Source organism: Pseudomonas sp. FP453 (assembly GCF_030687495.1).
In the GTDB taxonomy this organism is placed as follows: Bacteria; Pseudomonadota; Gammaproteobacteria; order Pseudomonadales; family Pseudomonadaceae; genus Aquipseudomonas.
The window spans coordinates 3,343,853-3,358,060 of the sequence record NZ_CP117435.1 but is presented as its reverse complement, the minus strand read 5'-3'; the positions used below and the strand labels follow the sequence as shown (position 1 = coordinate 3,358,060).

The 14,208-nt window shown below is 61.2% G+C and carries 13 protein-coding genes; 6 read left to right on the top strand and 7 right to left on the bottom strand.

Annotated features, from left to right (window positions below; all coding sequences use genetic code 11):
- Positions 1 to 7: 7 nt before the first annotated feature.
- Together PSH87_RS15060 and PSH87_RS15055 are read right to left on the bottom strand one after the other, a co-directional pair.
- Complete coding sequence (locus PSH87_RS15060; RefSeq protein WP_305430033.1) at positions 8 to 409, bottom strand: cupin domain-containing protein; 402 nt, start codon at positions 407 to 409, stop codon at positions 8 to 10.
- An 84-nt stretch (positions 410 to 493) separates the two neighbouring features.
- Positions 494 to 1,927 (bottom strand): PLP-dependent aminotransferase family protein, encoded by a 1,434-nt coding sequence (locus PSH87_RS15055; RefSeq protein WP_305430032.1) that lies wholly within the window; start codon positions 1,925 to 1,927, stop codon positions 494 to 496.
- A 144-nt stretch (positions 1,928 to 2,071) separates the two neighbouring features.
- Here PSH87_RS15055 and PSH87_RS15050 point away from each other — a divergent pair, with 144 nt between their 5' ends.
- On the top strand, positions 2,072 to 2,515 hold the full coding sequence (locus tag PSH87_RS15050; RefSeq protein WP_305430031.1) for a carboxymuconolactone decarboxylase family protein: 444 nt from the start codon (positions 2,072 to 2,074) through the stop codon (positions 2,513 to 2,515).
- Positions 2,516 to 2,730: 215 nt separating this feature from the next.
- Here PSH87_RS15050 and PSH87_RS15045 read toward each other — a convergent pair whose 3' ends face one another.
- The 3 genes from PSH87_RS15045 to PSH87_RS15035 all read right to left on the bottom strand — a co-directional run bounded on the left by PSH87_RS15045 (position 2,731) and on the right by PSH87_RS15035 (position 5,658).
- Positions 2,731 to 3,498: an SDR family oxidoreductase gene (locus tag PSH87_RS15045; RefSeq protein WP_257783088.1), complete on the bottom strand. Its 768-nt coding sequence runs from the start codon at positions 3,496 to 3,498 to the stop codon at positions 2,731 to 2,733.
- A gap of 9 nt (positions 3,499 to 3,507) precedes the next feature.
- Positions 3,508 to 4,575 (bottom strand): phosphotransferase family protein, encoded by a 1,068-nt coding sequence (locus PSH87_RS15040; RefSeq protein WP_305430029.1) that lies wholly within the window; start codon positions 4,573 to 4,575, stop codon positions 3,508 to 3,510.
- A 129-nt stretch (positions 4,576 to 4,704) separates the two neighbouring features.
- The gene (locus PSH87_RS15035; protein WP_017736116.1) at positions 4,705 to 5,658 is read right to left on the bottom strand and encodes a 2-hydroxyacid dehydrogenase; all 954 of its coding nucleotides are present in this window, start codon (positions 5,656 to 5,658) and stop codon (positions 4,705 to 4,707) included.
- A gap of 180 nt (positions 5,659 to 5,838) precedes the next feature.
- On the opposite strand from PSH87_RS15035, the gene PSH87_RS15030 reads away from it, so the two are divergent.
- Together PSH87_RS15030 and PSH87_RS15025 are read left to right on the top strand one after the other, a co-directional pair.
- The gene (locus PSH87_RS15030; protein WP_305430028.1) at positions 5,839 to 6,177 is read left to right on the top strand and encodes a hypothetical protein; all 339 of its coding nucleotides are present in this window, start codon (positions 5,839 to 5,841) and stop codon (positions 6,175 to 6,177) included.
- Complete coding sequence (locus tag PSH87_RS15025; protein ID WP_305430027.1) at positions 6,174 to 6,506, top strand: hypothetical protein; 333 nt, start codon at positions 6,174 to 6,176, stop codon at positions 6,504 to 6,506. Before PSH87_RS15030 ends, PSH87_RS15025 begins: the two co-directional genes overlap by 4 nt.
- A 4-nt stretch (positions 6,507 to 6,510) precedes the next feature.
- Here PSH87_RS15025 and PSH87_RS15020 read toward each other — a convergent pair whose 3' ends face one another.
- Positions 6,511 to 7,035, bottom strand: a complete 525-nt coding sequence (locus PSH87_RS15020; protein WP_305430026.1) for a cysteine hydrolase family protein — start codon at positions 7,033 to 7,035, stop codon at positions 6,511 to 6,513.
- Between the two features lie 385 nt (positions 7,036 to 7,420).
- Here PSH87_RS15020 and PSH87_RS15015 point away from each other — a divergent pair, with 385 nt between their 5' ends.
- Positions 7,421 to 8,698, top strand: a complete 1,278-nt coding sequence (locus tag PSH87_RS15015; RefSeq protein WP_026136718.1) for a serine/threonine transporter — start codon at positions 7,421 to 7,423, stop codon at positions 8,696 to 8,698.
- 307 nt (positions 8,699 to 9,005) lie between these two features.
- A complete protein-coding gene (locus PSH87_RS15010; protein WP_305430024.1) occupies positions 9,006 to 10,649 on the top strand; it encodes a SulP family inorganic anion transporter in 1,644 nt (547 codons plus the stop codon).
- 48 nt (positions 10,650 to 10,697) lie between these two features.
- On the opposite strand, the gene acnB is transcribed toward PSH87_RS15010, so the two are convergent.
- Complete coding sequence (acnB, locus tag PSH87_RS15005) at positions 10,698 to 13,307, bottom strand: bifunctional aconitate hydratase 2/2-methylisocitrate dehydratase (protein ID WP_017736111.1); 2,610 nt, start codon at positions 13,305 to 13,307, stop codon at positions 10,698 to 10,700.
- A 397-nt stretch (positions 13,308 to 13,704) separates the two neighbouring features.
- On the opposite strand from acnB, the gene PSH87_RS15000 reads away from it, so the two are divergent.
- Entirely contained in the window at positions 13,705 to 14,175 is a 471-nt protein-coding gene (locus PSH87_RS15000) for a DUF1289 domain-containing protein (RefSeq protein ID WP_017736110.1), read from the top strand.
- The last annotated feature ends 33 nt before the right edge of the window (positions 14,176 to 14,208 follow it).

Sequence of the window (14,208 nt, the reverse complement as noted above, 5' to 3'; positions counted from 1 at the left end):
TTGCGGGTTACTGTGGCAGGGGAGTGAGTACCTCGGCCTTATCATCCATGACCATCACCACCAGCAACCTGGCCGGCTTGGTCTGGCTGGCATTGCTCGATTCAAAATGCCGCGACCCGGCCGGCTCATAGAACGATTCACCGACCTTGTAGGTGACCGCCTTCTCATCATTCACCCGCGAGGTGATTTCGCCTTCCAGCACGTAGGCCACGGCGGTGCCGGTGTGGCTGTGGGGCACGGTGGCTTGCCCAGGTGCATAGTCCACGGTGAGCATGATGGTTTTCTTGCCGGGCACATTGGTCAGCGCGTGTTCTTGCAGGACCTTGATCGACTCCTGGTTGTACACCGGTTCGTGGGCAAATACGGCAAAGGAGGCGAGCATCAGGGAGGCAGTGAGCAGTTGTTTCATGACGAAGTTTCCGAGTAGTTCGAGACCTGTTCACCCTACGCCGCGTGGCCGGGGTCACCAATGACCAATCCGGCGGTAAATCCCCTAGCCAATCTGCAGCAGGATGTCGCGCACCCGGTCCAGGGCCGGGTCGATGTCCAGGGTTTCGATGGCGCCAAAGCCGATGATCAAGCCCGGGCGTACCGGTGCGTCATGGAAAAACACCTCCAGTGGGTACAAGCCGACTTCCACCTGGCGCGCCAGCTGCATCAGCAGCGGGATATCGATCGCCACCTTGCACAGCGCCGCCATGTGGAACCCGGCCACGGTGGGTACCGCTTCGAACCAGGGCGACAAGTCCCCGGCCAGCCGTTGCAGGATGCGTTCACGGCGCCCGGCATACACGGTGTGGCAGCGGCGGATGTGCTTGAGCAGGTAACCTTCGCTGATGAACTTGGCGAGGGCCCATTGCGGCAAGGTGGAGCTGTGCTGGTCGGTCAATTGCTTGGCCTTGAGCACGGCGCCATGGATTGCCGGCGGCAGCACCGCGTAGCCCAGGCGCAGCTCGGGCAATAGCGTTTTGGAGAAGGTGCCGACGTAGGTCACTACGCCACGGTTGTCCATGCTTTGCAGGGAATCGGTGGGGCGGCCTTCGTAGCGGAATTCGCTGTCGTAGTCGTCTTCGATGATGATCGCCCCCAGCTCGAAGGCGCGGGCCAGCAGGGCTTCGCGGCGTGGCAGGCTCATGGGCATGCCGAGGGGGAACTGGTGGGACGGCGTCACGTAGATCAGGCGCGTGCCGTCGGGGATCCTGTCGACCTGGATACCCTGTTCGTCCACCGGCACACTGGCGACGCTGGCTCCCATCGCCACGAACAGCTGGCGTGCGGGGCTGTAGCCGGGGTCTTCCATGGCGACGATGCTGCCCGGCTCCAGCACCACGCGGGCGATCAGGTCCAGCGCTTGCTGCGCACCGTTGGTGACCACAATGTCGCTGTCACGGCATTTCACGCCGCGGGAGAACGCGATATGCCCGGCGATGGCACTGCGCAGGGCGGGCAGGCCTTCGGGCTGGCTGTAGAAACCGCTGTTCTGCGCAATGCGTCGCAACGCATCCTGGGTGCAGCGCCGCCATTCATCCTGGGGGAACTGATTGCGGCTGGTGGCGCCGCCGATAAATTCGTAGCGCAAGGTGCTGTCGCGCGTGGGGTGGCGCATGGGTGAGGGCAGTGATTGCCACCGGGCCAGGCTGGCGGCGCAGGCCAGGTCGGTGGCCGATTGCGGGCGTTCCGCCTGCGGCGCATGGGCGTTGACGAAGGTGCCGCGGCCGGTCTTGCCCACCAGCAGGCCTTCGTAGGTCAGGGTGGCGTAGGTGTCGGACACGGTCTTGCGCGACACACCCAACTGTTCGGCCAGCAAGCGGCTCGGCGGCAATTGCGCACCGGCGGCGAGGCGCCCGGAGCTGATGGCTTCGCGCAGTTGCTGGTACAGCTGTTCGGCCAGATCCTTGCGGCCGTTGATCACGACGTGCAGTTCCATGTTGTATCCCAAGGCTTCAGTCTGCGCCAAGACTACGCGCTGGCGCGGTGGCTGCAAAATGGTCTGCGCATAAACCGGCCGATTGGCTATAGGGCTTATGCCGTGGGGGTTCTAGGCTGGGGTGTCACTTCAGAGAAACACTCCATGGAACCCCGTCTGGATTACTACACCGCGTCCCCGCAAGTGCTCAAGGCCATGTTGATGCTGGAGGCGAACACCTTTGGCCTGTCGATCGAACAGCCGTTGCTGGAGTTGATCAAGATCCGCGTGTCGCAACTCAACCACTGTGGCTTCTGCACCGACATGCACTCGATGGCGGCCCGTCAGCGTGGTGAGACCGAGCGGCGTTTGTTTGCCCTGTGTGTGTGGCGCGATTCACCGTTTTTCACTGCGCGGGAGAAGGCCGCATTGGCCTGGAGCGAGTCGGTGGCGACGTTGCCCACCTCCCAGGTGTCGGATGAACTGTTTGCCGCCGTGCGCGTGCAGTTCAGCGAGGAGGAACTGGTGGACCTGACCATGGCGGTGTCCAGCATCAGTGGCTGGAACCGCTTGGCGGTGAGCTTTCGCCAGCAACCGCCGAATGTTTGATTGGGCTGAGCAGAGCTCAATCTGTGGGCCAGTCAGGTACTTTGCCAGCTGTGCTGCCGTCATCGCAGGCAAGCCAGCTCCCACAGGGGATTTGTGGTGTTGGTGGGGTTGTGGTCTGGCTTTGGGAGTTGGAGCCGAGCGCGTTCTGCCTGCTGATGGAGATTAAAGGTGGGAGCTGGCTTGCCTGCGATAGCGGTGGGCCAGCTCCCACAGGCTCAGGACAGGAAGCCACCATCCACATTCAGCGCAACGCCGGTGGTGTAGCTCGACGCATCGCTCGCCAGATACAGCACCGCACCCGCCATCTCACTCGGGTCGGCGACGCGCTTGAGCGGGATCTGCGCCAGCGCGGTTTTGAGGATGGCGTCGTTCTTCACCAGCGCCGAAGCGAACTTGGTGTCGGTCAGGCCCGGCAGCAGGGCGTTGCAGCGAATGCCGAACGCCGCACATTCCTTGGCAAACACCTTGGTCATGTTGATCACGGCCGCCTTGGTCACCGAGTAGATGCCCTGGAACACGCCCGGGGAGATGCCGTTGATCGACGCCACGTTGATGATGCTGCCGCCGCCGTTCTCGCGCATCAGCTTGCCGGCTTCCACCGACATGAAGAAGTAGCCGCGAATGTTCACGTCCACGGTCTTCTGGAACGCGCCGAGGTCGGTGTCCAGCACGTTGCAGAACTGCGGGTTGGTCGCGGCGTTGTTGACCAGGATGTCCAGGCGACCGAACTGTTCGCGAATGCCGGCGAACACCTGGGCAATCTGCTCCATTTCACCGATGTGGCAGGCAATGGCCGTGGCCTTGCCGCCGTCGGCGATGATCGCGTCGGCCACGTGCTGGCAACCGTCCAGCTTGCGGCTGGAGACAATCACGTGGGCGCCTTGCTGGGCCAGCAACTTGGCGATGGCTTCACCGATGCCACGGCTCGCGCCGGAAACAAAGGCAATCTTGCCGTCGAGGTCGAACAGGTTGGTCTTGGACATGGGGGTTCCTTAGAGGGCTGATTTAGCGATCACATTCAGGCTCATCTGCTCCAGCAGCTTGTTCATGTGGATGAACTGCGCAAAGCGTTTGTCCTGGGTCTGGCCATGGAAGAAGCGGTAGTAGATCTGCTGCACGATGCCGGCCAGGCGGAACAGGCCGTAGGTGTAGTAGAAGTCGAAATTGTCGATCTGGATGCCGGCGCGTTCGGCGTAATAGTCGACGAACTCGCGGCGGGTGAGCATGCCCGGAGCGTTGCTCGGCTGGCGGCGCATCAGTTGCACCGGTGCCGGGTCGGCGGCTTCGATCCAGTAGGCGAGGGTGTTGCCCAGGTCCATCAGCGGGTCGCCGAGGGTGGTCAGCTCCCAGTCCAGCACGCCGATGATCTGCATCGGGTTGTGCGGGTCGAGGATCACGTTGTCGAAGCGGTAATCGTTGTGCACGATGCTCGATGTCGGGTGGTCGGCCGGCATCTTCTCGTTGAGCCAGGTGCGCACGGCGTCCCAGCGTGGGGCGTCGGGGGTCAGGGCTTTTTCGTAGCGATCGCTCCAGCCGCGGATCTGCCGCGCCACATAACCCTCGGGCTTGCCCAGGTCGGCCAGGCCGCACGCGGTGTAGTCCACCTGATGCAGTTCGACGAACTTGTCGATAAAGCTCTTGCACAGGGCCTCGGTCTTGGCGGCGTCCAGGCCCAGTTCGGGCGGCAGATCGGAGCGCAGGATGATGCCGTTGACGCGCTCCATCACATAGAACTCGGCGCCGATCACCGACTCGTCGGTGCAATGCACGTAGGCCTTGGGGCAGTACGGAAAGCCGTCCTTGAGTCTGTTGAGAATGCGGTATTCGCGGCCCATGTCATGGGCGGACTTGGCCTTGTGGCCAAAGGGCGGGCGACGCAGGACGAATTCCTGGCCGGGGTATTCCAGCAGGTAAGTCAGGTTGGACGCACCGCCCGGGAACTGGCTGATGGTCGGCGTGCCGCTCAGGCCGGGGATATGGGCCTTGAGGTAGGGATCGATCAGGCTGGCATCAAGTTCTTCGCCTGCTCGGATCTGGGTCGATTGGTCGTTCAGCGCCATGCTTATCCCTTCTGCTTATTCTAAAGGCCTCGGACTATTTCCTAATCTAATGCGCACCACCGCCCAGCGACAAGGTCGGGGCGGCTTAATAGGTTAGCGTGTTGGATGATGATCAGCGTGCCTGATCGGTCATTTTGCGGGCGGGGGCAATGCGACGGGCGTGAGCACCGGGCGACCGGCGAAGTACTCCAGCAGGTTGTCGGCCACGCGCTGCACGGTGTCGTGGGCGGCTTCCGGCGACAGGCCGGCGACATGGGAGGTGAGCACGGTGTTGCTCAAGCGCTTGAGGGCGTCGGGTACCTGGGGTTCGTCGTCGAATACGTCCAAGGCTGCGCCACCGATGCGGCGTTGCTCAAGGGCGGTCACCAGGTCGGCGGTGACGACCACGCTGCCGCGTCCGATGTTGACCAGGAAACCATTGGGCCCGAGTGCGTCGAGTGCGTGGCGATCGATCAAGTGGCGGGTGCTGGCGCCGCCGGGCGTGGCGAGGATCAGGAAGTCCGAGGTGCGCGCCAGCTCCACGGCTGTTGCGCAGTAGGTGTAGTCCACATCATCGCGCGGCTGGCGGTTGTGGTAGCTGATTTCCATGCCGAAACCCAGGGCCGCGCGCTTGGCGATCTCCAGTCCCACGGCACCCAGCCCGAGAATGCCCAGCTGCTTGCCGCCCAGGGACGGGCGCATGACCTTGGGCCATTCGTTGCGCCGTACGGCGGCGTCGGTCTGCGGGATGCCGCGCACCAGCGACAGCAGCAGCGCCATGGCGTGGTCGGCCACTGACGGTGCGTTCACCCCCGCGCCGTTGGTGACGACGATCCCACGATTGCTGGCGGCTTGCAGGTCCACATGTTCGTAGCCGGCGCCGATCACGCAGATGATTTCCAGCAAGGGCAGGGCGGCGATTTCTTCAGCGTACAAACCCAGCGGGCCACGGGTCAGCACGGCTTTGATTTGGCCACCGTGGGCCTTGATGGCCTGGGCGCGTTCGGCGGGCGTCGGCGCCAGAATCACGTGGAAGTCATCGTTTTCGATGATGTGCAAGTATTCGTTGATGGTTTCAACCAGAACCAGAACAGTGATGGACATCGGAAGGCTCTTCCTGAAGGGTTTGAGGGGGGAGTATGCGGGATTTGTAAGACTGAGCGTTTTACTGAGATAGAAAATTTTCTTCTTGCGTAAGGCCATTCTGAATTTCCTGGCCGTTCGTCCCGGGTGTATTTGCTGGGCCAGACTTTGCGGACTTTCCCTCTAGCAGAGACGACATGGATGCCTGTTCCTGCAACGCTCGAAGAAGAGATTCAATGGACCCCGTATGGATACAAACACTACCCTTCGATCGCTGTACCCTGGAGGGCAGTCATTGCCGGAACCTTGGACGGTCCGGCCAAGTACAGGCCAGGTATTGCTATTGAAATACTTGAAAGAGAGGCCTATAAAAATGGAACGCCAACCACCAATGGGAGGCCTTGGAAAGTGATGGAGCACCAACACTGTATCGGTGCCTGCCAAGGCAAACTCAGCCGCTGGGTTCGAATAGAACTGAGCGGTGGCGCTATCCATGGTCATCCTATTTCTGAACAGGAATTCAGGAGGTTAACAAATTGATTCCACTCAAGTTCGCCGGTGGCACGATTACTCATGACGATTTATCGCTCCTGCAGGAGTGCGCTGTGTCGGAGCAGGTCGATCTGCTGAAAGAAGACATGCTTCAAGTTGAATATGCTGGCGGCCTACTCCTGGATGTAGGTTGGTACCCGGAGTTCGACGCAGCGGGTGGTTTTCGGATAAATGTCATCAGGAATTGCGACTGGGGCCGGCCTGTTGTTGCACTGACGGCCCACGAAACCGCTGAGCTCCTGGAGAAGCTGGATATCGCGCAGAACGCCATAAAAGGCGAACTGCACAATTTTCCTTTAGGAAACTCAGCTTTTTAGCCGATCAACCCCAAATATCCATAGCCCTCACTCGCTTCACAAATGCCCCTGCCAATGTCGCATTGTGATGCTCGATGATCGCCTGCGCGTTGAGCGCTGGAGTGTCCATGCAAGTGTGGCCATCTTCGGGTAGCATCACCGAGAACCCCAGCTCAACCGCCACTCGGCAAGTCGTGTCGATGCAGAATTGGGTTTTCATGCCCACGATCACCAGTTCGTTGATCTGCGCCGCACTCAGTTGCTGCGCCAGGTCAGTCCCCAGAAAACAGCTCGGGCGGGTTTTATTGAACAGGTGGTCGCGGGACTCATCCACGTCCAGGCCGTGCCACAGCTGCCACAGCGGGCTGCCCGCTGCGATCGGCGAGCCTTCTGGGCCGGTGTGGCGGGCGACAAAGATCGGCGCGTTGGCGTTGCGCGCGCGCTGGATCAGTTGGTTGATGGTGGCGAGTACACGTTCGCGCTCGAAGGGCTTCTGCGGGCCGTCGTAGAGACCAGTTTGCATGTCGATGATCAGCAGGGCGTCAGCCATGGTGTTGCTCCTTGTGAATGCCAGGTGGGCGGAGCAATAAAAAGGCCCCGTCCATTGCTGGCGGGGCCTTGGGGTGAATCTGTGAAGTGTTTAGCTTGACCACCCACAGCCACCGCACGACCCGCCGATGGCGGTCGTGGTGGTGGTGCGGGTGAGGTGCAGCTGAATAAGGTTCATGGCCTGATCATGCTGAAAGCGCCGCCAGATTGTCAACAAATGTGTCTGTTGTGGGTGCGGCGTGTCGATATACCACGCCACCGTTCCTCAGCTAAGTCTTTGCTTATTCACAAGAATCCCGGACAATCGCGCCCCTTCTATGGTCGGGGCGCTGCCTGTCAGGTTTTTCTGACTCGTCCCGGCCGTGTAAATGCGGAGATCCGACCGGATGAATGATCAGGCCAATAGCGTTGACGAACGCTATGCATCGACACCTGCAACCCTCACAAGCTGGAGCCGCCAGGACACCACCTGGATGCTTGGCCTGTTCGGCACGGCCATTGGCGCCGGCACCTTGTTTTTGCCCATCAACGCTGGCCTGGGCGGTTTCTGGCCGTTGTTGATCCTGGCGCTGCTGGCATTCCCGATGACGTTCTTCGCGCACCGTGGCCTGACCCGCTTTGTCCTGTCCGGTCGTGAAGGCTCCGACATCACCGACGTGGTCGAAGAGCACTTCGGCATCACCGCTGGCGCAATGATCACCTTGCTGTACTTCCTTGCGATCTTCCCGATCCTGCTGATCTACAGCGTCGCACTGACCAACACCGTCGGCAGCTTCATGGAACACCAACTGCACATCATGCCGCCGCCACGGGCGATCCTGGCGTTTGTGCTGATCCTCGGCCTGCTGGCCGTGGTGCGTTGCGGTGAGCAAGTGATCGTCAAGGCCATGAGCCTGATGGTGTACCCGTTTATCGTCGCCTTGCTGTTCCTCGCGGTGTACCTGATCCCGCATTGGACCGGTGGCATCCTCAGCACCGCCAGCGTGGTGCCGGAGCCCTCGGCGTTGCTCAGCACCCTGTGGCTGGCGATTCCGGTGATGGTGTTTTCGTTCAACCACTCGCCGATCATCTCGGCCTTCGCGGTGGACCAGAAGCGCCAGTACGGCGTGCATGCCGATGAGCGCAGCTCGCAGATCCTGTCCCGCGCGCACCTGTTGATGGTGGTGATGGTGCTGTTCTTCGTGTTCAGCTGCGTGCTGACCCTGTCGCCGGCACAACTGGCCGAGGCGAAAGCGCAGAACCTGTCGATCCTGTCGTACCTGGCCAACCACTTCGACAACCCGACCATCGCGTTTGCCGCGCCGTTGATCGCGTTCGTGGCGATTGCCAAGTCGTTCCTGGGCCACTACATCGGCGCCAGCGAAGGCCTCAAGGGCCTGGTGGTCAAGACCGGCCGCCGCCCGGCACCGAAGACTCTGGACCGCATGACCGCCGCGTTCATGCTGGTGGTGTGCTGGATTGTCGCCACGCTGAACCCAAGCATCCTCGGCATGATCGAATCCTTGGGCGGCCCGGTGATTGCGTCGATTCTGTTCCTGATGCCGATGTACGCGATTCGCAAGGTGCCGGCCATGGCCAAGTACCGTGGGCAGGCGTCCAATGTGTTTGTTACGGCGGTAGGCCTGGTAGCGATTACGGCGGTGGTGTATTCGCTGATTCCTTGAGCCTGAGTACGGTCTCTAGGACGGTAGAGTTCTAAATTGTGGGAGCTGGCTTGCCTGCGATAGCGGTAGTTCAGTCACTGTATGGGTGACTGATACACCGCCATCGCAGGCAAGCCAGCTCCCACTTTTGGTTTGTGGTGCTGCAACTACAGTATTCCGGGCAATAGAAAACGCCGCGCATCTTGCGATACGCGGCGTTTCGTTGATCGGCGTTTTTGTGGACGGGGATCAACCTGTGACCCGGCAATGAGGGCTAAGCTTGTCGGCTTATGGGTTTCTGCCCTGGAAACCCCGAAGGTTGGCCCGATTGAATACTCAAACCCCTCCCGCCATTGTCGCGTCCTCTACCCGCACCCAAGACCTGCTCGCCGGGCTCTCCATCGCCGGGCTGTTGCTGCCCGAGGCGGTGGCCTATTCCAGCATTGCCGCACTGCCACCCCAGGCCGGGGTGATCGCCTTGTTTGCCGGGTTGTTGTGCTACGGCCTGCTGGGCACCAGCCGCTTTGCGATTGTCTCGGCCACGTCGTCGTCGGCAGCGGTATTGGCCGCAGCCACCGCCAGCCTGGCCGGTGATGACCCGGCGTTGCGCCTGTCCCTGGCGTTCGGGCTGGTGCTGGTGACCGGGGTGTTTTTCCTGCTGGCCGGGTTGTTCAAGCTGGGTGGCGTCACCTCGTTTATTGCCAAGCCCGTGTTGCGCGGCTTTGCCTTCGGCCTGGCGTTGACCATCATCCTCAAGCAGTTGGCGGGCGTGGTGGGCGTACACCTGAGCGACAACAACCTGATCCGCTTCCTCCCGCAATTGCTGGAGCAGTGGCCAAGTTGGAACTGGCCGGCGGCGCTGGTGGCGGTGGTGGCCTTGGGCGTGCTGTGGCTGGGCGCGCGCATTCCGCGCCTGCCGGGCGGGTTGCTGGTGGTGGTGCTGGGGATTGTTGCCGGGCAATACCTGAACCTTGAGGGCCATGGCGTCGGATTGATCGGCATGATCGACCTGCGCCTTGAGCTGGGGCATTTTCCGGTGCTGCCGTTCGCCGACTGGCTGCGCCTGGGCGAATTGGCGTTTGCCTTGGTGATGATCCTGTACGCGGAGTCCTACGGTTCCATCAGCTCGTTCGCGCTTAAACACGGCGACCGTGTGTCCTCCAATCGCGACTTGCTGGCGTTGGGGGCGGCCAATCTGGTGTCTGGGTTGTTTCACGGTATGCCAGCGGGTGCCGGGTATTCAGCGACCTCGGCGAATGAAGCGGCCGGCGCCGGTTCGCGTCTGGCCGGTATCGTCGCGGCGTTCGTGGTGTTGGTGATTGTGTTGACAGTGCTGCCTTATGTCGCGCTGACGCCGGAGCCAGTGCTCGCTGCCATTGTCATCTACGCGTTGGGTCGCGGCTTGAGCCTGCAACCCTTGGGGCGCTACTTCATTTGGCGGCGTGACCGCCTGCTGGTGATCTGCGCCGTCGCGGCGGTGCTGGTGCTTGGCGTGCTGGATGGCTTGTTGCTGGCGGTGGCGATCAGCGTGGTGTTGATGCTGCGTCAGATGTCATCGGCTGATATCCAAGTGCTGGGCCGCCTTGGCGATAGCCATGACTTTGTTGATCAACAGCACCATGCGGATGCGTCGCCAGTGCCGGGCGTGCTGATCGTGCGGCCCAGCGAAGCGCTGTTTTTTGCGAATGCCGAGCGCATCCTGGGTGCGGCGTTGCGCCTGATGCGGCAATCGTCAGTGGAGGTGGTGGTGCTGAGCCTGGAGGAGTCCCCCAACCTCGACGGCACCAGCATCGAAGCACTGGCGGCGTTTTTTGCGCAGGTGCGCGCGGAGGGCAAGCGCCTGGTGCTGGCGCGCGTGCGGCATGGCGCCCGTGAAGTGTTGCAGGGCTTGCCCGAGGTGTTGCCACCGCAGGTGCTGCTCAGCGGCTTGAGTGTGGATGGCGCGGTGCAACTGGCCAAATCCCAGGCATAAAAAAACGCCGCGTATCGTGGGATACGCGGCGTCTTTTACATCAACATCTTAGGCTTGAATCACCGGGATGTTGGCGCTTGCTGCGATCTTGCGGAACTCGGCGATCTGGTCGAAGTTCAGGTAGCGGTAGACGTCACTGGCCATGGTGTCCAGTTTCGCTGCGTAACCCATGTACTCTTCGACGGTCGGCAGGCGACCCAGGGTGGAAGCAACTGCCGCCAGCTCAGCCGAAGCCAGGTAGACGTTCGCGCCGTCACCCAGACGGTTCGGGAAGTTACGGGTCGACGTCGACACAACGGTCGAATTCGGCTCGACACGTGCCTGGTTACCCATGCACAGCGAGCAGCCCGGCATTTCCATGCGCGCGCCAGCCTTGCCGTAGATACCGTAGTAGCCTTCTTCGGTCAGTTGGTGAGCGTCCATCTTGGTCGGCGGCGACAGCCACAGACGGGTTGGCAGCTGACCCTTGACCTGTTCCAGCAGTTTGCCGGCAGCGCGGAAGTGACCGATGTTGGTCATGCACGAACCGATGAACACTTCGTCGATCTTCTCGCCGGCAACGCTCGACAGCAGACGGGCATCGTCCGGGTCGTTTGGCGCGCAGAGGATAGGCTCGTTGATTTCCGACAGGTCGATCTCGATGACTTCGGCGTATTCCGCGTCGGCATCGGCTTCCATCAGCTCCGGGTTGGCAACCCAGGCTTCCATCGCTTGGGCGCGACGTTCCAGGGTACGCGGGTCGCCGTAGCCTTCACCGATCATCCAGCGCAGCAGGGTGATGTTGGAGTTCAGGTATTCGGTAACGGATTCTTTCGACAGCTTGATGGTGCAACCGGCAGCCGAACGTTCAGCCGAGGCGTCGGACAGCTCGAAAGCTTGTTCCAGCGTCAGGTCGTTCAGGCCTTCGATTTCCAGGATGCGGCCGGAGAAGGCGTTCTTCTTGCCTTTCTTCTCTACGGTCAGCAGACCCGATTGGATCGCGTAGTAAGGAATGGCATGAACCAGGTCACGCAGGGTGATGCCAGGTTTCATCTTGCCTTTGAAGCGCACCAGGATCGATTCCGGCATGTCCAGTGGCATGACGCCAGTGGCTGCGGCGAACGCGACCAGGCCAGAACCGGCCGGGAACGAGATGCCCATCGGGAAACGGGTGTGGGAGTCACCACCGGTACCGACGGTGTCCGGCAGCAGCATGCGGTTCAGCCAGCTGTGGATGATGCCGTCGCCTGGACGCAGCGATACACCGCCACGGGTCATGATGAAGTCAGGCAGGGTGTGGTGGGTGGTCACGTCGATCGGCTTTGGATAAGCCGCGGTGTGGCAGAAGGACTGCATTACCAGATCGGTCGAGAAGCCCAGGCACGCCAGGTCTTTCAGTTCATCACGGGTCATTGGACCGGTGGTGTCCTGGGAGCCCACGGTGGTCATCTTCGGCTCGCAGTAGGTGCCAGGACGAACGCCTTTGCCTTCTGGCAGGCCGCACGCCTTCCCGACCATTTTCTGTGCCAGGGTGAAGCCCTTGCCGGTGTCGACAGGTGCTTCAGGCAGCTTGAACAGGTCGGTAGGGCCCAGGCCCAGTTCGGCACGCGCCTTGTCGGTCAGGCCACGGCCGATGATCAGCGGGATACGGCCGCCAGCGCGGACTTCGTCCAACAGCACCGGGGTCTTCATTTCGAAGGTGGTGATGACTTCGTCGGTGCCGTGCTTGCAGACCTTGCCAGCATGCGGGTACAGGTCGATCACGTCGCCCATGTGCATGTCGGAAACGTCGAATTCGATTGGCAGTGCGCCGGCATCTTCCATGGTGTTGTAGAAGATTGGAGCGATCTTGGTGCCGAAGCAGAAACCGCCAGCGCGCTTGTTCGGCACGTAAGGGACGTCGTCGCCGAAGAACCACAGTACGGAGTTGGTCGCCGATTTACGCGACGAACCGGTACCGACCACGTCACCGACGTAGGCGATCGGGAAGCCTTGGCCGCGCATCTCTTCGATCTGCTTCATCGGGCCGGTCTTGCCTTGCTCGTCCGGCACGATGCCTTCGCGCGCCATTTTCAGCATGGCCAGGGCGTGCAGCGGGATGTCAGGACGGGACCAGGCATCGGGAGCAGGGGACAGGTCGTCGGTGTTGGTTTCGCCGGTCACCTTGAATACGCGCAGGCTGATCTTGTCGGCCAGGGTAGGGCGGTTGCGGAACCATTCGCCGTCAGCCCAGGACTGGATCACGCCTTTGGCGTGCTCGTTGCCGTTCTTGGCTTTTTCGGCCACGTCGTGGAACGCGTCGAACATCAGCAGGGTGTGCTTGAGTTGGGCGGCGGCGACAGGTGCCAGCTCGGCATCGTCCAGCAGCTCGACCAGGGTCACGATGTTGTAGCCGCCTTGCATGGTGCCAAGCAGTTCAACAGCGCGCTGTTTGCTGATCAGGGGGGAAGTGGCTTCGCCCTTGGCCAGGGCAGACAGGAAACCGGCCTTGACGTAGGCAGCTTCGTCAACACCAGGTGGAATGCGGTTGGTGATCAGGTCAACGAGGAATTCTTCTTCGCCAGCCGGAGGATTTTTCAGCAGCTCGACCAGGCCTGCGGTTTGTTCGGCGTTAAGCGGCTGGGGAACGATACCCAGGGCTGCACGCTCTTCGATATGTTTGCGGTAGGCTTCAAGCACAGTTATTACCCTCATCAGTGGTCCCACGGGACGCTCATCCAGAAATGAACGGCACGCATGCGCTCGGGGGCTTTTTGGGCCGCAAAGCCAGCGCTGCCGGCATTCCTCACAGAAGCTGCTTTCAAAGTTTTACGCCTGCAGAACGGGGCTGATGAGGGTTGGCGAGGGCATTGACCTACCGAGTCATTGACCATCGCCAACACCGTTCTGAAGGAACGACTGTGCTCGTGACGCTTTGAAAACAGCTTCCAGCGGATTATTGGCGCCTTACAAGGCCGGATGATTCTACGGCAAAAAAAATCTAAAGGTAAGTTGCCTAACCAAGTTTGCAGGGTGATAGAGGTTAGACAAAGGGCTAACATGGCGCATTGTTTCGCTGATTTGCGTGTTGTTGCCCATGTCCAACCAAACCATCAAGACCCCCTGCGTAGGCCTGTGCTCCACGGTCTACGGCGATCTCGTGTGCCGTGGCTGCAAGCGTTTCCACCACGAAGTGATCCAGTGGAATGGCTATAACGAAGAAGAGAAACGTGCGGTCTGGCTGCGCCTGGAGCAGCTGTTGGTGCAGGTGATGGCCGGCAAGCTGGAGGTTTTCGACCCCAAGACCCTGCGCGGCCAGCTGGAACAACGCAAGATCCGCTTCGTGCCGCACCAGTCGGAGTATTGCTGGGCGTACCAGTTGATTGCCCGGGGCGCGCGGGTGATCTCCAATCTGGAGGCCTATGGCATGGTGTTGTTGCCGGAGTTTCGTGACTGGGCCTTGCCGGATTTGCGTGATGCGATTGATCGGGAGTTTTTTATCCTGTCCGAGGCGCATTACCAGCGCTATATCGCGCCGGGGTTCCTCAGGGATGTGTTTGCTGACTGACGACACAGGACCCCTGTGGGAGCGGGCTTGCCC